We start from the raw sequence: 17,125 nt of genomic DNA, 5'->3' as shown, positions 1-17,125 counted from the left end.
GTGGTGGTTGAGATTGTGGGGTGGGTGGTCGGCGGCTCGGTCCCGGCTCAACCATCGGATCGGCGAGGTGCGGCGCAATGATCGAATGGGGTTGTGGTGGTGGCGGTTGAGCCGACGAGGCTACTCGCTCAACAACTCCACGCTCGTGATGCGGTGCAGGGAGAAGCGTTGCTCGTCGTCGGTCCCGTCCTCGGTACCGATCAACTGGCCTGCGCTCATGATGCGGGGGTGGACGACGTGGCGGCTCGCCGAGCCGTGGGCGTCGACGTAGTCCACGCGCAGCGGGCGATTGGCCCGCAATGCGAGCTGGATCAGGGCCGTGGTGGTCTCACCGTTGCCCGCAGCTCGCACCGGGGTGGTCGAGCCCTTCCTCTCCCGGGCAGGTCTCGCCGACATGGCCCTGTCGTGAGAACGCAACCGCGACACCACCTCCCGGACCTGGTCGGGATTCAGGGCGGCCCGACGCGGCGGGATCGCGGTGCGGCGTCCACGAGTGGTCGCGACCCGGCTGCCGCGGGTGCGCATGTCCACCAGCTCGCCGGACGAATCCTCCCCGGCCGGTGCGAAACCGGAGGCCCGCAACTGCTCGAGCACCTCGCGGATCTCGCTGGGCGACACCGCGACCGTGGGGGCCAGGGCCCGCAACGCCAGGTGGTCGGCGGCGTCGCTGCGCAGCACCGCCGCCAGGGTGGCGGCGTCCTCGCACCGGATGAACGACGACGCCAGGCCCACCCGCAGCTGACCATGGCGGCGGGCCACGTCCTCGATCAGGTAGGTGAGCGACTGGGGGACCGGGGTCCGGGAGTGCGCGGTGAACAGGGTGATCAACTCACTGCTGGAGCGGCCCGCGTCGAGCGCGCGCCGCACACTGTCCTCGGTGACGCGATACACCGATGCGGCACCCCCGGATTCGAGGTCGGCGACCAGCTCCACCTGCTCGGCGAGATCCGGGGTCATCGGGCCCGGCACGGTGATGGTGAGATCGGCCTGGGCGAGGAAGTGGTCGACCGGCTCGGGCAACGCCTTGCGCATCGCGGCGAGTGTCGCGGCATCCTCGTCCACGGGCTCGGACGAGATGATCGCGCGCCCCACCGACGACAGCGCCGAGTGCGCAACGATGCCGAGTTCTCTTGCCTCGGTCAGAGTTTCGTCGACGACGCGGGTGGTGATCCGCCGCAACCCGTGCGGGTGGCGCCAATGCAGATCGGCCACCAGCCCCGGGATCGAGACCCGGGTGCCGGGGGATGTGTCCGCCAGCGCGGCCAGGATGGTGTGCCGCTGGGCGGGGGCGTGCGCGTCCTGGTTCTCCGCCGACAACGCCGGGATGGTGGTGCCGTCGCGGTCGGGCTCACCCACCTGCCAGGCCCGACGCGGCACCGACAGCCACGCCTGACCGAGGGTCAGCCATTGCCGTTCCGGCGGCTGGTGCATCCAGGCGTCGGCCTGGGTGGTGGGTGCGAACGCATGCTCGCCGGTGTCGTTCGCGGGCGGCGGATCGGGGAAACCGGCGTCGATCAGGCGGGCATGCGCCAGCAACTCGACGATCAGGGCCACCCGCCGCTGGTCGAGTCCGGTGGCCTTGCTCAGCCGGCGCAGCTCACGCACACCGAGCGCACCCGACCGCAGCACCGCGGCCGGGGCGGTGCCCAGCAGCCGGAGCAGGGCGACGGTGTGCCGGATCAGTTCCAGCGCTTCACCACCGGCCGCCGCGTCGATGTCGCGGGCGGAGAACCGGCGGGATGCGTTCTCGTCGTCGGGTACCGGCTGGTGCAGATCGTCGCTGCGCGGGGGTGGCTCGCCGCGCAGGATCTGCCCGAGCTGCGGCGGCAGCTCGACGGTCTGGTGATCGATCCGGGCGAGCAGGCCGTCGGCGATCAGCCGGGCCACCGGTGCGGCCGGATCCGCGTCGGGGGCGGCGTCGCGACTGCGGCCCAGCGCCGGCCCGCGCGACAGGGTGGCGAGCAGGTCGGCGCGCCGCTCGTCGAGGTCGTCGAGCCGGGCCCGCAGCTCGTCCGGGGTGAGATGGGCGAGGGGACCGGTCAGGTGCAGCGCCCGCCACGGCAACGCCGACGCGGTGTGCGCCCCGACGTGCAGGGCGTCGTCGTCACCCCAGATCAGGGCCAGCCGCCGCAGATGGTCGACGCGGACGGCGAGGTCGGTGGGCTCGGCGCGATCGGACAGCGCTTCGACGATCGCCGGCACCGTCACCGGCACCGGCGACTTGCGCCGCTTCGGGGGCGTACTCAGCACGATCGCCTGTTCCAGCACGGCCACGTCGAGCAGATCGAGCGACTCCCCGGCCAGCGCGATGGACGCGGCGGCCAGCGCCCGCTGGCCGAGGACACCGGTGCCCTGCGGCGGGGGTGCGGCGAGATCGGGCCGGAGCGCGAAGAGTTCGGCGAGGTCGTCGTCGGAGCGACGCGCCAGATCCACGGCCAGTGCGTCCGCGCGGGTATCCGAACTCATCCGACCGATTCTACTGAGTGCCGGGTGCGCCGCTGCGGCCGCCGAGCCGTGATCAGGCGGGGAGGGTCACCGCGACCGGCGTCGACCGGTCGGTGGTGCTGCCGTCGCCGACCTGGCCGACGTCGTTGTGCCCCCAGCAGTGCACCTCGCCGGAACCGGTCCGCGAGCACGTGGTGCCGCCCGCGGTCTCGACCGCCACGGCCTGTCCGGTCAGACCGGCGACCTCGGCCGGGGTCTGGCGGCCGTCACCGGTGGTGCCGAGCTGCGAGTTGTCGTTGTCGCCCCAGCACCACACCTTCGCGTTCGCGACGGCACAGGTGCTGCCCCAGCCGGTACTGATCACCGACGCCCCGGACAGGCCGGTCGCCTTGGCCGGCACCGACCGCTGTTGGGTGCTGCCGTCGCCGATCTGGCCGTAGGCGTTGTCACCCCAGCAGTAGGCACCGCCGCCGGCGGTCGCACAGACCGTGACGAAAGCGGTCGGCGTGTCCTCCGAGTTGTTCTTGGTGTACGTGCCGACCGACAGCGAGGTCACGTCGGTCAGGTTCGCGACCTGCACCGGCGACTCCTGGCGGCTGGTCGAGCCGTTGCCGATCTGGGCGTTGTCGTTGTTGCCCCAGCAGTAGGCCTTGCCCTCGGCGATCGCACACGTGGTGCCCTGTGCGGTGGTCACCGCGGTGGCCGCGGGCAGACCCGCGACCTTGGTCGGGGTGGTGGTCTCGTCCACGCCGGGCAGGCCGAGCTGCCCGGAGTCGTTGTCACCCCAACACATCACGTCGCCGTTCGTGACCGCGCAGGTCGACCCGTACCCGGTGGCGATCGAGGTGACACCGGTCAGATTCGGGATCTTGGTGGGTGAGGTCTTGTCGGTGCCCGAGCCGGTGGCGCCGTCGCCGACCTGCCCGTAGTGGTCGTTACCCCAGCAGTAGGCCTCGCCGCCGGCCACGGCACAGACCGTGGTGCGCGAATTGCGGTCGCTGTCGGCGTAACCGCCCACCGAGATCGCGGTGACGCCGGACAGTCCGCCGACCGCGACCGGGGTGGTGCTGTCGGTGGTCGAACCGTTACCCAGCTCGCCGGAACCGTTCTTGCCCCAGCAGTACGCCTTGCCGCCCTCCAGGGTGCAGGTGGTCTTGCCGTACGCGGACATGGTGAACGGCTGTGCGGCGGTGACGTCGCCGTCGTCGCTGCTGCTGAAGACACCTGCCGCGAACGCGATTCCGACCGCAGCCGCGACGATCACGACCGCGGCGACGGCGATCACACCGACGATCAGGCCGGTCCGCTTCTTGCGCTGCGGCTGCCCGAACGGCTGGCCGGGCACACCGCCGGCGAGGTAGTTCGGTTGCGACGGCGGGTACGTCGGCGGCTGTCCGCCCCCCAGCGGCGCAGTCGCCGGATTGCCCGGGACTGCAGAGGCGTTCGCCATCGTCGGGCCCGAGGCGATCCCCGGCTGCGACGGATAGGGCGTCGGCGGCGGGGTCCCCGGGTACCCCGGTGAGCCGGGGTAGGCGGCCGGATTCGGCTGCGCGGGATCGGGATACGACGGTGAACCGGGGTACGACGGAGGATTGGGGTACGGGGTGTGCGGCTGTCCGGCATTCGGGTACGACGGCGGGTTCGGCGGCCCGCCGTGCGGGACCGGGATCGGCGTAGGGGTGTTCGGGTGATGGCCACCTGCGGGTGCGATCACCGTCGCCTCCCCGGATCCGTCGGCGGCCGACTTGAGCGCGGCGGCGAAGGATCGGCAGTCCGGATAGCGGTCGGCCGGGTTCTTCGCGAGCGCCTTGGCCAGTACCGGGTCGTAGGCGCCCAGATCGGGACGTAGCGAACTCAGTGACGGGATCGGCTTGGTCAGATGGCTCATCACCAGCGCCGACGGCGTGGTGGTGGTGAACGGGGCCTGGCCGGTGAACAGCTGGAAGACGGTGCACGCCAGCGAGTACTGATCACTCATCGCTGTGGCGTCATGTCCCTCGATCACCTCGGGGGCGCAGTAGGCGAGGGTACCGATGAACGCACTCGTCGCGGTCAATGAGGTGGAGTTGACCAGCTTGGCGATGCCGAAGTCGAGGACGGTGACCCGATCGATACCGCCACCCGATGCGTCACGACTGACGAAGATGTTGGCGGGCTTGACATCCCGGTGGATCACCTGGCGCCGGTGCGCGTAGTCGAGGGCGTCGGCGACCCGCTCGGTCACGGCCACCACGTCCGCTGCGGCGAGCGGACCGTGGGTGAGATCGGAGCCCTCCAGGTAGTTCATCGTGAACCAGGGGGTGCCGTCGGTGATCCCGTACTGATGGATCGAGATGATGCTCGGGTGATCCAGCGATGCGGTGGTCCGGGCCTCGTTGGTGAATCGGCGCTGGAAGTCGGGATCCTGCGCTCCGGCGAGCGAGATGACCTTGAGGGCCTCGCGGCGGAGTAGCTGAGGATTCTCGACGAGATATACCTCGCCCATTCCGCCCGAACCCAGCAGTGAGACCACGCGATAGCCGGCGATCTGTGAACCTGGACTCAGTGGCACGTCTTCCCCTTCGATGCTCGTCGGACCGTTGGATTGTGACCCTACCGCCACCGACGACACGGTTGTCGCCATATCATTCGAACGGAGGGTGGGTGGTCGCCCTGCTCAGCAGGTGCGAGGCATGGCACAATATGCGCGTGGCTGAGAGCAATTCGAAGAATCACTACATCGACAACGGTTGGCCGAGGGACGGCGAGGGCAACGTGCCCGACCACGCCGTCTCGGAGTTCGCGACCCACGTCGCCGGGGCGCTGTCCCCGTTCGGGGATGTCGAGTTCCCGCTGCCTGCGGACAAGGTGCCCTACATCAACCCCAAGACGGATATCAACAGCTGAGCCGTGACCGGCGAATCGCTGTCGCACATCGACGACTCGGGCGCGGCCCGGATGGTCGATGTCGGTGACAAGTCGGTCACCCGGCGCCGTGCGGTCGCCTCCGGCACCTTTCGGACCACCGCCCGGGTGATCGAACTCCTCACCTCCGCATCCCTTCCCAAGGGGGATGTCCTGGCCACTGCCCGCATCGCCGGGATCATGGCCGCCAAGCGCACCGATGCGCTCATCCCCTTGTGTCATCAGCTGTCCCTCGCATCGGTCGACGTCGACTTCGAGGTCGGCGCCGACAGCATCGACGTGACCGCGACGGTCACCACCGCCGGACAGACCGGGGTCGAGATGGAGGCACTCACCGCGGTGTCGGTGGCCGGGCTCACCCTGCACGACATGGTCAAGGCGGTCGACCGTCGCGCCAGCATGGACGGCGTCCGGCTCCTGGAGAAATCCGGTGGGCGATCGGGTCACTGGATTCGCGACGAGGATCCGGAACGGTGACCCCCTCACGTTCGGCGCGGGTGATCGTGGCGTCGACCAGGGCGAGCACTGGGGTCTACAGGGACCGGTCCGGCCCGATCATCGTCGACTGGCTCACCGCCCGCGACTTCACCGTCGACGAGGTGGACGTGGTGGCCGACGGTGACCCCGTCGGTGCGGCGATCCGTGCCGGCGTCTACGCGGGCGCCGACCTGATCGTGACCTCCGGGGGCACCGGACTCTCACCCACCGACCGCACCCCCGAGCAGACACGAACACTGCTCGACATCGAGATCCCCGGCCTGGCCGATGCGATCCGACGCTCCGGACTACCCGGCGTCCCCACCTCGATCCTGTCCCGCGGTACCGCTGGCGTCGTCGGCACCACCCTCGTGGTCAACCTCCCCGGTTCCACCGGCGGCGTCCGCGACGGGTTGACGGTGCTCGACACAGTCCTCGACCACACCCTCGACCAGATCCGTGGCGGCGACCACCCGTGAACGGTGAGCGCCCCGCGCAGGTCGTCCACACGGCACTGGCCGCCGACCCCATCACCCTCGCCGCGCACGAGGATCTCGTGACCCGGGCCGCCGGTGGGGCCGCGGGCGCCGTCGTCGGATTCGTCGGCGCCGTCCGCGATCATGACGGTGGCCGAGGCGTCACCCTGCTGTCGTACTCCGCACACCCGACCGCACCGGCCGTGCTCGCCGAGGTGGTCGCCGAGGTCGCGGCATCGGCACCGGGCGTGCGCGCGGTGGCCGTGTCGCACCGAGTCGGCGATCTACGGATCGGGGACATCGCCTTCGTCGTCGCGGTGGCCGCCGATCACCGCGGTCCGGCGTTCGAGACCTGCGCGCGGATGGTGGACGAGGTCAAGGCACGACTACCGGTGTGGAAACACCAGTTCTTCGACGACGGCAGGGATGAATGGGTCGGCTCCGCCTGACGTGATGAATGGGTCGGCTCCGCCTGACGTGACCGTTTGTCGGCACCGACTCCGGAAGTGGAAAAGGGCCCCGCACGGCGTGATGCATCGTGCGGGGCCCTTCGTCTGGGGCGCTCAGGGGAGCGGGATCAGGCCCTTGTTGTCGTTGAACAGGCGCAGCTGGTCCGGGGTGAGCTGGTAGCCGCTGTTCTTGGCGGCGTTGAGCAGGCCCTTGACCTCCGGGCTGACGCCGGCCTCGTCGAGCTGATCGAGCGCTTCCTGGGTGCTGGTGGCATCCGGGGTCTGCTCGAGATTGGTGGCAGGCTGCTGCGGGGCGGCGGGCGCCGGGGTCGGGGCGGCCTTGCGCAGCGGGGTGGTGTCGGCGGGGGCGGTGCGCGGGGTGGCACCCGAGAGCGGGCCACCGCAGCTCGGCCAGGCACCCTTGCCCTGCGAGGCCAGGACGCGCTCGGCGACGACGATCTGCTGCTCACGCGTGGCCTGGTTGGCGCTCGGGGCGAACTCGCCGCCACCGTGTGCGGCCCAGGTGCTCGGGCTGAACTGCAGGCCGCCCTGGTAGCCGTTGCCGGTGTTGATGGCCCAGTTGCCGCCCGACTCACACTGGGCGACCTGGTTCCACTCGGAGTCGGTGGCGGCCTGGGCGGAGCCCGTGCCCAGCAGGGCGGCGCCACCGCCGAGGACGGCGCCGGTCAGCGCGACCTTGGCGAAGGTCTTGGTGGTCGTGGAGGTCGTCGGCTTGCGGTGACGTCCGGACATATGTGTTCGTTCCCTCTCTCCACGCGCCTGCGAAGTCAGCTGTCGGGTTCGAGCGAGAGGTGCTCGGTCGCTCCGGCCGGTGTGGCCGGGGACTTAACCCCAAGGACGTCGGTCGACGTCCGGTTCCCGGGTGGGAAGGTGGGTCCCCCGTCCTCGTTCCCAGATGTTTCTCGTCATCCCACCGGTGGAACGAGGCTCGGCGCGTCCGGTGGAACGTTATGGATGTGTTGGTCTGGCTGTGACCTTCCGAAGTAGGTCGTCACGAACCCTACGTCGTTCGGGTGGAGGATTCACACCCCATCGCACAACGCTTTTCGTGTCTCCCACCGGGACTTTCGGCCCCATGTCGGTGTCACCGCAGTTCACGGGCATGATGGTCGTCTCGTGTCCATCCCGTTATCGTGCCGTTATGTGAGAAAGGTCACAGCTCGGTTGCGGGTCAGCCACCGGCGAACGGCGGGAGGACGTCGAGGACCCGGACGGGTGCCAGGCGGCGGGTGCGGTCGCACAGTGCGGTCTCGTCGCGGAGGTAGGAGCACCGCTCGAGAACCCGCGCGAGTGCCGGATTGCCGTCGGCCAGAGTGTGTTCCAACTCACCGAGGGTGATCGAGTCGGCGACGTCGACGACGGCCTCGTCGACACCGGCCGCCGCACGCGCGGCAGCGAAGAATCGGACGGTCACCTGCATCCGCCTCAGCCGCCGATCGCCGACATCGGCCGGTCGGGCTGGTGGAAACCGGCACTGTTGACCCCGTGACCGGGACCCTTCGCCCAGGCGTTGCCGCGCCAGAGCCGGGCGATGGCCGCGTCGGTGTCCGCCGACAGCGGCCCGCTGCGCAGCGCAGGCAGCAGCGACGTCTCCGACGTCGCGAACAGGCAGTTTCGCAAGGCGCCGTCGGCGGTCAGGCGAGTGCGGTCACAGTCCCCGCAGAACGGTCGGGTGACCGAGGCGATGACACCGACCCGGGCCGACTCACCGCGGGGGTCGGTGTACCCGTCGACCAGCCACGTCTGTGCCGGTGCCGCCCCGCGCGGTGTGGGATCCGGCCGTAGGTCGAAGGCGCTCTGCAACGTCGTCAGGATCTCGTCGGCGGTCACCATCGACGCGCGGTCCCAGTCGCGGCCTGCGTCGAGCGGCATCTGCTCGATCACCCGCAGCTGATAGCCGTGGTCCAGGCAGAACCGGAGCAGATCGGGTAGTCGGGTCAGATCCGTCCGATCCGGTAGGACCGCATTGACCTTCACCGGGTGCAGACCGGCGACCCGCGCGGCGGCCAGCCCGTCGAGCACGTCACCGAGCCGATCGCGGCGGGTGATCTCGGCGAACCGGGCGGCGTCGACGGTGTCGAGCGAGATGTTCACCCGCGCCAGCCCGGCCTCGACGAGTCCGCCGATGCGCCGTGTCAGTCCGAGACCATTGGTGGTCATGGCGATGTCGGGACGTTCGTCGAGGCCGGCCACCGCGGCGACGATCTCCTCGAGGTCGCGACGCAGCAGTGGTTCGCCGCCGGTGAAGCGGATCGAACGCACCCCCAGGTCACGCACCGCGACGGTGAGCACGCGGATGAACTCGGTGGTGGTCAACAGGTCGTCGCCGGGCAGCCAGTCGAGGCCTTCGGCGGGCATGCAGTACCGGCAGCGGAGGTTGCAGCGGTCGGTCACCGAGACACGCAGATCGGTCGCGATCCGGCCGTGGGTGTCCCAGAGCCGGTGGTCCGGACCCGCGGGTGCGGTGTCGGGGTCACCCGGATCGGGTGTGCGCGTGGGGAGGGGGAGGCCCAGGTCGACAGTGGTCATCGTCGGGCCTCGAGGGAGCGGAAGCCGCTGGCGTGAAAGACCAGGGGTTCGATGTCCGGATCCGAGCGCAACGCCTCGATCCGCAGCAGCACCAGGACGTGATCGCCGGCCGGGACCTCCTGCTCGACGGTGCACAACAGGTGTGCGGTCGCCTGCGGCACGAACAGTGCCTCCTCGTCGACGCCGGCCCCGGCGGCGATATCCGGGCCGAACGGGTCGATCCCGTCGAACCGGTGCTCGGCAGGCCCGGCCATCTGCCGGCACAGGTCGGACTGGTCGGCGGAGAACACACTGACGCCCAGCGTCCGCGACGCCCGCAACCGCGGCCAGGTGGTCGAGCTGTTCTGGACACACACGCTGACCAGCGGCGGGTCCATCGACACCGAGGTGAACGAGCTGGCTGCCATCCCGATCGGTTCCGGGTCACCGGGTCCGCCCGCGTGGCTGCACACCGCGACGACCCCCGACGGGAAGCAGCCGAAGGCCTGCTTCAGCGCCCCGGGGTCGGTGACCGCGGAGAACTCGCCGGGCGGGGCGGTCACCGTGCCCGGCGTCCGGTGCGCAGGGCGGCGGCGATGGCCAGCAGGAATCCGAGCGGCGCACACAGCGCCAGCAGGTAGACCGCGGTCGGTGCCGTCTCGCCGTCGGCGACCGCCGGCGTCACGAACAGTGCGATGAGCGCGATCAGCCCGATCACGAACACGACGATCGCCACCGGCAACAGCCGCGATGATCGCCCCTTCTCCACATCACCCACGGTAGAACTCCATGTCATCCACGGTAGAACACCGAGACACCGCCCGCGGACCGCGGCGGTGCTGCGGCGGACGGTAATGGGCGTGACCCGGTCGGCGGCGGTTGGTTAGGATGGTCACGACCAGGCGCCTGTTGCTCATCGTTCTGTGTGCGACCGGGCGCCTTTTCTGTTGTGACCGATCGACTTTCAGTGAGGGTGAGCGCAGTGCCGACGGGCAGGGTGAAGTGGTACGACGCCGACAAGGGCTTCGGTTTTCTCGCTCAGGAGGGCGGCGAGGACGTGTACGTCCGAGCGTCGGCCCTTCCCGAGGGCGTCGCGGCCCTCAAGCCGGGGCAGCGGGTGGAGTTCGACATGGCCGCCGGTCGCCGGGGGCCGCAGGCGCTGCGCGTGAGCGTGCTCGAGCCGGCGCCGAGCGTCGCCAAGAATGCCCGCGAGGCGGCACGGGAAGCCGCCCGCAAGGACGTCAAGCGGCACAGCCCGGACGAACTGCACGGCATGGTCGCCGACCTGATCACCCTGCTCGAGAGCAAGGTGCAGCCCGACCTGCGTCAGGGCCGCTACCCGGATCGCAAGACCGCGCAGCGGATCTCCGAGGTGGTCCGGGCGGTCGCCCGCGAACTCGATCACTGACCATCTGATCGCCGATCGCACCGTCGGAACGGGTCACATCGCCGGTACGGCGAACCCCTCCGGCGCGGTCTGGACGGTCAGCTGGCCGCGTGCGGTGTCGATCGTGCCGTCGGCGTTGACCACCGCGGACGGCACGATCACGGTGACGCCGATCAGCACCCGGTCGGGCTGCGAGTCCAGCTTCACCGTGAACGTGGTGCCCGACTGCAGGATGCGGGAATCCTCGTAGACGCCCTTCGGCGTCGCATACAGCGCGATCAGGTTCCAGGGGCCCGATGCGATCTCCGACGGCACCGACAGCAGCACCGACGTTCCGGTCGGCACCGGGACGTGTGGCGTCTCCCGCTGCGGCTGGGTTGCCGGCGGTGAGCACTCGGTGAGGAACACATCACACCAGCGGACGGGCTCGATGGTGTGCAGCTGGTCGCCGACCGAGAGATGCAGGTACACGGCATCCTCGTCCTTGGACTGGTCGGTGGCCACCAGCACGCCGACCGCGCTGCCCACGACGGCAACGAACACGATCGCGACCAGCGCGATGATCGCGACGGCCTTCTTCTCGCCGGAATTCATCACGGTCTAGTGATATCCCATCCGCTTGGTGGGCTCGTCGCCCGGTCCGGGTCGACGACGCGGCGGCGTGTGCCGCGTCGTCGGATGGCTGTAGTGGGTGGTCGGTGCCGCCTCGAACGGGGTGGTCGGGGCGGTCTGATCGGGGCGGTGGCCGCCGAGGCCGGGGACGAGTGAATGGCCGCGCACGGTCAGCACGGTCTGGGTCAGGCCGACGCCGAGGAACGCCGCGACCACGGCGAACCCGATCCACAAGGTGGTGGGCAGCAGCACGCCGAGCGCCGCACCGGTCACCCAGCACAGCTGCAGGACGGTCTCCGACCGGCCGAACGCCGACGCGCGCGACTCCTCGGGCAGGTCGTCCTGGATGGACGAATCGAGGCACACCTTGCCGATCGCGCTGGTCCCGGAGGCGACGAGTGCGGTGAGCGTCGCCATCAGCATGTTGCCGAAGACCGCGGTCAGTACGGCGAACACGAAGCATGCGGTGGTCGAGTACAGGACGATCTTCTGCGGGTTCTTCAGCTCCAGGCGGGTGCCGACGCCGTTGCCGATCATGTTGCCGACGCCTGCGGCCGCGCCGACCGCCCCCAGCATCGCCAACTGCTTCCAGTCGGAGTGGGTGCCCTCCTGCGCCTTGGCGTAGAAGGCGATGTAGAGGGTCAGGAACCCGGTGAGGATGCGGATGGTGCCGTTGCCCCACAGGCCGGCGACGACCCGTCGTCCCAGCGGTCGCCGCATCGTCGCGGCGAGTACCTTGGCGCTGTCACGCATGCCACCGCGGCCCTCACGGCCGGGACGCGGGGGCTCGGCGGTCGCCGGACCGTGGTAGGTGATGGTGGTGGGCACCTCACCCTCGGTGACCTCCACCCACGCCGGGATCCGCATGCACAGGTAGGCGCCGACGGCCGCGACGATCGCCAGCCACACCATCGCACCCGGCAGGTGGAAGGGCAGCACCTTGGCCAGCAACAACTCGAACAGCGCGGCAACGGCGCCACCGAGGATGGTGCCGCCGATCAGGCCGAACGTGGTCAGCCGGGAGTTCACCCGGGGCAGGTCGATGGATGGCGGCACCACGCGGGGGGTCACCGCCGACTTCAGCACGCCGAACGACTTGGACAGCACCATCAGCCCCAGCGCGCACGGGTAGAGCACCCACGGGTCGTAGTTGAGTTGCTGTGCGGCCGAATCCCACGAGACATTCGCCATGATCAGCAGCGCCAGCACCACACGGGCACCGAAGGTGACCGCCATCGCCACCCGCCGCCCATGCTGTAGCCGGTCGAGGAGCGGACCGATCAGCGGGGCGATCAGTGCGAACGGGGCGATGGTCAGCGCCAGGTACAGGGCCACGCTCACCTTGGACTCGGCGGTGGCCGCCGAGAAGAACAGGGTGTTGGCCAGGGCGACGGCCATCGCGGCGTCGACGGTGAAGTTCGCGATCACCGGCAGGGTCAGCGCGGTCAGACCCGACTGGTCGGCGCCGTCGGCGGTCGCGGCCTGATGGATCTTGCCGATCCCGGCGGCGGTGAGTTGTCTCGACCGCATCGCCGCCACACGGGCGACGGTGATCTTCTTGGGCAGCCTCGGCTGCTCGGGGTCGGTGGGCAGTGCCCTGGTGTCCGACGATCGCGGTGGGGCCGGCGGGTCGTCGAGGGGTGGCAGGTGCGGGTTGTGCGTTCGCGGCGGCAGATAGGCATCGCCGCGATTGCCGCCGGGCGGATTGTTGCCGCCCGAGGCACCGCCACCCGCCGGATTGCGGCCCGGCTGCGGGCGTCGGCGTCGGCCGTCGACCGGGTAGTTCGCGGCGCCGGGATGGTCGACCGGGTTGCGTCGGGTACGCCCGTCCGCACGGGGGTCGGTGGCCCCGGCGTGCGTGTCGGCGCGGTCCTGCGGCTTCCATCCGGTCACGGGTCAATTGTTCCCTATCCGGCGACGGGCGTGGCGGATGAGGTCATCGGCGATGTGTCGCATGCACCCCTGCGCCGGGGTGGCCTGCGGGGACCGGAAGCTCCCGGCACCAGGTGTGCGCGCGGTTTCGGCGATGTTGCACACTGGAAAGGTGACTGGAGTTGTGGACGGGCCGCGGTTGCTCGATGCCGTCGATAGTGCCCGTGCTGCGCTCATCGAGGACGGACACCGTCCGGGTGAGCATCGTCACGCCGTCGCGGAGGGTGAGTGGGCCGCCGCCCACTACTTCGATGCCGATCTGACCGGCTACCGCGGATGGCAGTGGTGTGTGGTGGTGGCCGGCGCCCCGGGCAGCGCCGAGGTGACCGTCTCCGAGGTGGTCCTGCTGCCCGGTGACGGCGCGCTGCTGTCGCCGTCGTGGGTGCCGTGGTCGGATCGGGTCGCCCCCGGCGATCTGTCGGCGGGTGACGTCCTGGCCGCCGATCCCGACGACGCGCGTCTGGTCCCGAACCAGATCGACACCGGCGACGAGTTCATGGCCGACACCGACGACATCGCGCAGATCTCCGGTGAGCTCGGCCTCGGTCGCAAGCGGCTGCTCAGCCATGAGGGACGCGACGAGGCCGCGCAGCGCTGGTACGACGGCGACTTCGGACCGGGGTCGGAAATGGCGCAGGCCGCCCAGTTCCCGTGCTGTACCTGTGGTTTCTACATCCCGCTGTCGGGAGCGCTACGCGTGGCGTTCGGCGCGTGTGCCAACGAGTTCGCCGCCGACGCCCACGTCGTCTCCGCCGCATACGGCTGCGGTGCGCACTCCGACATGGTCGCGCCCAAGGGGGAGGGCTCCCCGGCCTTCGACGCCTTCGACGACGGTGTGCTCGAGGTCGTCGCGGTGCCGGCCGGTGCCGGTGCCGACGACACGGACGGCCGGTCCTGACCGCTCCCGATCGGTTCGGCGCGGCCACCCTGCGGGAGGCCACCGTCGCGGCCTGGCGTGACTCGCCGACCCGCCTGGCCGAGGACGCCGCCGCGGAGGCGGACCTGGCGACCATCGGGTACCGCGATCGGCTCGTGGTGGAACTGGTCACCAATGCCGCTGACGCCGCCCATCTGGGCGGGGTGGCCGGGCACGTCGCGATCTGGGCCGACGGCCCCACGCTGCACATCGCGAACACCGGTGCGCCCCTGACCGAGTCGGGTGTCCGCTCGCTGACCGCGTTGCGGGTGTCGGCCAAGGACCCCGCGGGTGCCGATGGTGTGGTCGGCCGGTTCGGGGTCGGGTTCTCGGCCACTGCCACCGTCGCCGATCGGGTCGAGATCCGTTCGGTGACCGGATCGATCGTCTTCGACCGGGACGAGACCCGGGCCGCACTGGAGCAGGCCGGGATCGATGCCGTCGCACAGTCGGATCACACGGTGCCGCTGCTGCGTCTGGCCTGGCCGCTCGATGCGGCACCCCGGGCCGGCTTCGCCACCGAGATCGTCCTGTCGCCGCGGCCGGACACCGATGTGTGTGGCTTGCCGACCGTGGCCGCCGAGCAGGCCGTGGACCTCTTGCTGGCGTTGCCGGCACTGTCGCGGATCGACGTGGGGGACACGACGTTCACCGTGGAGCGCGGCGACGACCGGATCGCCGTCGAGGAGTCCGGCGGTGGACGGCGGGAGTTCTCGGTCGCGACACACGGCGGAAGCCGGTGGCTGGTGGAGCGGCGAGCGGGTGGCGTCGGCGTCGGCGACCGAGATGTGCTGTGGGCTCCGACGCCCACCGACATCCCGATGTCGTTGCCGTGCCGGCTCTACACCGACGCCCCGCTGACCGCCGACCGTCGCCACCTGCATCCGTCGGCCGACATCGTCGACGCCGCCGCCGGGTACCCCGAGATCCTGCGACTGGTCGATCCGGTGGACCGACTGTCGTTGGTGCCCTTGCCCTATCGCGCGCGCGGCGGTGACGACACCCGGATGATCGAGGCCGTGCTCGCCACGCTGCGCACCACCGGCTGGCTCCCCGGCGCCGACGACGCCGATCTGATCCCCACCAGAGCGGTGGTGCTGATCGGGCTGACCGACGCCCTCGCCGAGGTGCTCGGTGAGGTGTTCGCCGATCTCGTCCATCCAGATCTGTCACTGGCGCAACATCTTCCGGTTCTCGAGCTGCTCGGGGTGGACCGGATCGGACTGGCCACCGTCGCCGAGCGGCTGGCCGGGGTGGAACGCGACGCGCAGTGGTGGCATCGCCTCTACGAGGCACTTGCGCCCTTGGTTGCCACTGGTGCCGACGTCGAAGAACTTGCCGCACTGCCGATCCCGCGGTCGGATTCTCGGATGCACGTCGGTGCCCGGGGCCTGTTCACCACCACGGTCGATGTGCGCATCCCGTTGCGGTGGGTGCCCATCGTCGACCCTGCCGCCGATCACCCGCTCCTGGAACGGCTGGGCGTGCAGACGCTGTCGCCGGCCGAGGCCCTGGCCGATCCGGTCCTGCAGTCCCTCGTCGACGACGAGGCCGAGGATCTCGCCGAGGAAGTCCTCATGCTGCTCGCCGCCGACCCCGACGCCCCGGTTCCGGGCTGGCTCGCACGCCTGCCGATTCCCGACTCCGACGGCGGCCTCTGCAGTGCCGACGAACTGTTGCTCGCCGAGTCCCCGTTGCTGACCGTGCTCGTCGACGATCACCCGTTCGGGATCGTCGACCCGCAGCTGGTCGAGCAGGTGGGGGCACAGGTGCTGCGTCGTCTCGGCGTCGGATGGGGATTCTCCCTCGTCCGCGACGACCTGCCCGTCGGCCCCGAGCACGAACTCCCCGACGAAGAGCAATGGTGGGAGTCGCTGCCCGACACTCCGGAAACACTCTGTGCCATCCGGGATCTCGACCTCGTCGACCCCGATCGGTGGGCGACGGCGCTGACCCTGATGGCCACCGACGAGCGACTCGCGGCCGCCTTCACCGACCGGGCCGACTACACGCCGTGGTGGCTACGGCACTTCGCCGAGGTCGATGGATCGCTCCTCGGCGAGTTCCGCGCACCGTCGGACGCAGGCCTGGCCGGTGTGCTCGATCCCCTCGACCACCCGCACGCCGACGACCTCGCCACCGCGCTCGGGGCACTGCCCCCGGAGTCGGCGACCGATGCCTCGGTGCTGCTGGCGCGACTCGGTGAGGCCGGCCGCGACGTCACCCCCGGAGTGGCGGTCGGCATCCACGCCGCGATCGTCGCCGCCTGCCGATCCGGTGCGCTCGATCCGGCGGACATCGACGTGCCGCAGGCGGTCCGTACGCTGTCCGGAGGTGTCGCCGACGACGCCGTGGTGGTCGACGCACCGTGGTGGCTGCAGGTCCTCGACGACGCCGAGGCCGTCATCGCCGGACTGCCGATCGCCGCTGCCGACGCGGCGATGCTCGCCGAGATCCTCGACCTGCCCACCGCCGGAGAGGAATTCGCGGTGATCCTCGGAGGCGAGGGACGGCCGGTCGAGACGACGTCGGCGGAGGCCGTGCGCTGGTCGGCCGCCGCCGGCGCGGTCGCGGGCCCCATGCGCGTACACGACGAACTCTGGGTCTGCTTCGAACGCAACGGTTCCCGTCGGGAGCAACGCGTCGACTGGTGGGTCGACGACCGGGGCGTCACCCACCGCGGATAGGTCTGTGGTGGTCGCCGCTGGGTGGATTGTGTGGCCGAGGTATCAACCATCAACGGCCAGTGGCTGATTGAGCCGGGAGCTCGATCGCTGATTGAGCCGGGACCGAGCCGGAAGGGCGAGGACCCGTGTCGAAATCTCGGTGGCGTGTGTGCGGGTGGTGGCCACTTTCGGGGGTGGTTGCGTTGCCGAGTTCGGCCGGTGGGGGTTTCGACTTGTCTTGTCGCTGCGCTTCTCGTCGGCTCAACCATCGAGTGGCGCTTCGTGGTTGAGTATGGCGACCCTTGTCGGGCGTTGTCGACGTCGGCCGGTGG

General features: G+C 70.4%; 16 protein-coding genes and 1 riboswitch. Of the genes, 7 read left to right on the top strand and 9 right to left on the bottom strand.

Features of this window, described 5'->3' with window-relative positions; genetic code table 11:
* Window positions 1–120: 120 nt before the first annotated feature.
* On the bottom strand, window positions 121–2,466 hold the full coding sequence (locus ACWDUA_RS13720; protein WP_449751552.1) for a helicase-associated domain-containing protein: 2,346 nt from the start codon (window positions 2,464–2,466) through the stop codon (window positions 121–123).
* 52 nt (window positions 2,467–2,518) lie between these two features.
* Complete coding sequence (locus tag ACWDUA_RS13715; RefSeq protein ID WP_449751551.1) at window positions 2,519–4,996, bottom strand: protein kinase domain-containing protein; 2,478 nt, start codon at window positions 4,994–4,996, stop codon at window positions 2,519–2,521.
* A 131-nt stretch (window positions 4,997–5,127) separates the two neighbouring features.
* Here ACWDUA_RS13715 and ACWDUA_RS13710 point away from each other — a divergent pair, with 131 nt between their 5' ends.
* The 4 genes from ACWDUA_RS13710 to ACWDUA_RS13695 are packed head-to-tail and all read left to right on the top strand — an operon-like array spanning window position 5,128 to window position 6,751.
* The gene (locus ACWDUA_RS13710; protein WP_449751591.1) at window positions 5,128–5,331 is read left to right on the top strand and encodes a hypothetical protein; all 204 of its coding nucleotides are present in this window, start codon (window positions 5,128–5,130) and stop codon (window positions 5,329–5,331) included.
* Window positions 5,332–5,334: 3 nt separating this feature from the next.
* The gene (moaC, locus tag ACWDUA_RS13705) at window positions 5,335–5,826 is read left to right on the top strand and encodes a cyclic pyranopterin monophosphate synthase MoaC (protein WP_449751550.1); all 492 of its coding nucleotides are present in this window, start codon (window positions 5,335–5,337) and stop codon (window positions 5,824–5,826) included.
* Complete coding sequence (locus tag ACWDUA_RS13700; protein ID WP_449751549.1) at window positions 5,823–6,305, top strand: MogA/MoaB family molybdenum cofactor biosynthesis protein; 483 nt, start codon at window positions 5,823–5,825, stop codon at window positions 6,303–6,305. Before moaC ends, ACWDUA_RS13700 begins: the two co-directional genes overlap by 4 nt.
* Window positions 6,302–6,751, top strand: a complete 450-nt coding sequence (locus ACWDUA_RS13695) for a molybdenum cofactor biosynthesis protein MoaE (RefSeq protein WP_449751548.1) — start codon at window positions 6,302–6,304, stop codon at window positions 6,749–6,751. The genes ACWDUA_RS13700 and ACWDUA_RS13695 overlap by 4 nt, the downstream gene beginning before the upstream one ends.
* Before the next feature lie 114 nt (window positions 6,752–6,865).
* Here the strand turns inward: ACWDUA_RS13695 and ACWDUA_RS13690 are convergent, their stop codons facing one another.
* The 5 genes from ACWDUA_RS13690 to ACWDUA_RS13670 all read right to left on the bottom strand — a co-directional run bounded on the left by ACWDUA_RS13690 (window position 6,866) and on the right by ACWDUA_RS13670 (window position 10,058).
* The gene (locus ACWDUA_RS13690; RefSeq protein ID WP_449751547.1) at window positions 6,866–7,504 is read right to left on the bottom strand and encodes a transglycosylase family protein; all 639 of its coding nucleotides are present in this window, start codon (window positions 7,502–7,504) and stop codon (window positions 6,866–6,868) included.
* A gap of 10 nt (window positions 7,505–7,514) precedes the next feature.
* Window positions 7,515–7,680, bottom strand: a riboswitch (cyclic di-AMP (ydaO/yuaA leader).
* 263 nt (window positions 7,681–7,943) lie between these two features.
* Window positions 7,944–8,192: a MoaD/ThiS family protein gene (locus tag ACWDUA_RS13685; protein ID WP_449751546.1), complete on the bottom strand. Its 249-nt coding sequence runs from the start codon at window positions 8,190–8,192 to the stop codon at window positions 7,944–7,946.
* A 5-nt stretch (window positions 8,193–8,197) separates the two neighbouring features.
* Window positions 8,198–9,301 (bottom strand): GTP 3',8-cyclase MoaA, encoded by a 1,104-nt coding sequence (gene moaA, locus ACWDUA_RS13680; protein ID WP_449751545.1) that lies wholly within the window; start codon window positions 9,299–9,301, stop codon window positions 8,198–8,200.
* Window positions 9,298–9,843 (bottom strand): flavin reductase family protein, encoded by a 546-nt coding sequence (locus ACWDUA_RS13675; RefSeq protein WP_449751544.1) that lies wholly within the window; start codon window positions 9,841–9,843, stop codon window positions 9,298–9,300. The genes moaA and ACWDUA_RS13675 overlap by 4 nt, the downstream gene beginning before the upstream one ends.
* Window positions 9,840–10,058 carry a hypothetical protein gene (locus tag ACWDUA_RS13670; protein ID WP_449751543.1) on the bottom strand — a complete coding sequence of 73 codons (219 nt, stop codon included), beginning with the start codon at window positions 10,056–10,058 and terminating at the stop codon, window positions 9,840–9,842. The genes ACWDUA_RS13675 and ACWDUA_RS13670 overlap by 4 nt, the downstream gene beginning before the upstream one ends.
* A 204-nt stretch (window positions 10,059–10,262) precedes the next feature.
* Here ACWDUA_RS13670 and ACWDUA_RS13665 point away from each other — a divergent pair, with 204 nt between their 5' ends.
* Window positions 10,263–10,688: a cold-shock protein gene (locus tag ACWDUA_RS13665; protein ID WP_449751590.1), complete on the top strand. Its 426-nt coding sequence runs from the start codon at window positions 10,263–10,265 to the stop codon at window positions 10,686–10,688.
* A gap of 33 nt (window positions 10,689–10,721) precedes the next feature.
* Here the strand turns inward: ACWDUA_RS13665 and ACWDUA_RS13660 are convergent, their stop codons facing one another.
* Window positions 10,722–11,261 (bottom strand): DUF2771 family protein, encoded by a 540-nt coding sequence (locus ACWDUA_RS13660; RefSeq protein ID WP_449751589.1) that lies wholly within the window; start codon window positions 11,259–11,261, stop codon window positions 10,722–10,724.
* 6 nt (window positions 11,262–11,267) lie between these two features.
* A complete protein-coding gene (locus ACWDUA_RS13655; RefSeq protein WP_449751542.1) occupies window positions 11,268–13,172 on the bottom strand; it encodes an MFS transporter in 1,905 nt (634 codons plus the stop codon).
* 151 nt (window positions 13,173–13,323) lie between these two features.
* On the opposite strand from ACWDUA_RS13655, the gene ACWDUA_RS13650 reads away from it, so the two are divergent.
* Together ACWDUA_RS13650 and ACWDUA_RS13645 are read left to right on the top strand one after the other, a co-directional pair.
* Window positions 13,324–14,109 (top strand): DUF3027 domain-containing protein, encoded by a 786-nt coding sequence (locus ACWDUA_RS13650; RefSeq protein WP_449751541.1) that lies wholly within the window; start codon window positions 13,324–13,326, stop codon window positions 14,107–14,109.
* Window positions 14,106–16,814 carry a sacsin N-terminal ATP-binding-like domain-containing protein gene (locus ACWDUA_RS13645; RefSeq protein WP_449751588.1) on the top strand — a complete coding sequence of 903 codons (2,709 nt, stop codon included), beginning with the start codon at window positions 14,106–14,108 and terminating at the stop codon, window positions 16,812–16,814. The genes ACWDUA_RS13650 and ACWDUA_RS13645 overlap by 4 nt, the downstream gene beginning before the upstream one ends.
* The last annotated feature ends 311 nt before the right edge of the window (window positions 16,815–17,125 follow it).

The sequence above is a fragment of the Gordonia sp. NPDC003376 genome (assembly GCF_053589235.1).
Note: the sequence above shows the minus strand (reverse complement) of the source record. Positions and strands in the feature narration are given on the sequence as shown.

What these genes read in the sequence shown, in the direction of transcription:
- ACWDUA_RS13720 (WP_449751552.1), bottom strand. Translation starts at nt 2,466, where the DNA reads ATGAGTTCGGATACCCGCGCGGACGCACTGGCCGTGGATCTGGCGCGT.
- ACWDUA_RS13710 (WP_449751591.1), top strand. Translation starts at nt 5,128, where the DNA reads ATGCGCGTGGCTGAGAGCAATTCGAAGAATCACTACATCGACAACGGT.
- ACWDUA_RS13690 (WP_449751547.1), bottom strand. Translation starts at nt 7,504, where the DNA reads ATGTCCGGACGTCACCGCAAGCCGACGACCTCCACGACCACCAAGACC.
- ACWDUA_RS13685 (WP_449751546.1), bottom strand. Translation starts at nt 8,192, where the DNA reads ATGCAGGTGACCGTCCGATTCTTCGCTGCCGCGCGTGCGGCGGCCGGT.
- moaA (WP_449751545.1), bottom strand. Translation starts at nt 9,301, where the DNA reads ATGACCACTGTCGACCTGGGCCTCCCCCTCCCCACGCGCACACCCGAT.
- ACWDUA_RS13660 (WP_449751589.1), bottom strand. Translation starts at nt 11,261, where the DNA reads ATGAATTCCGGCGAGAAGAAGGCCGTCGCGATCATCGCGCTGGTCGCG.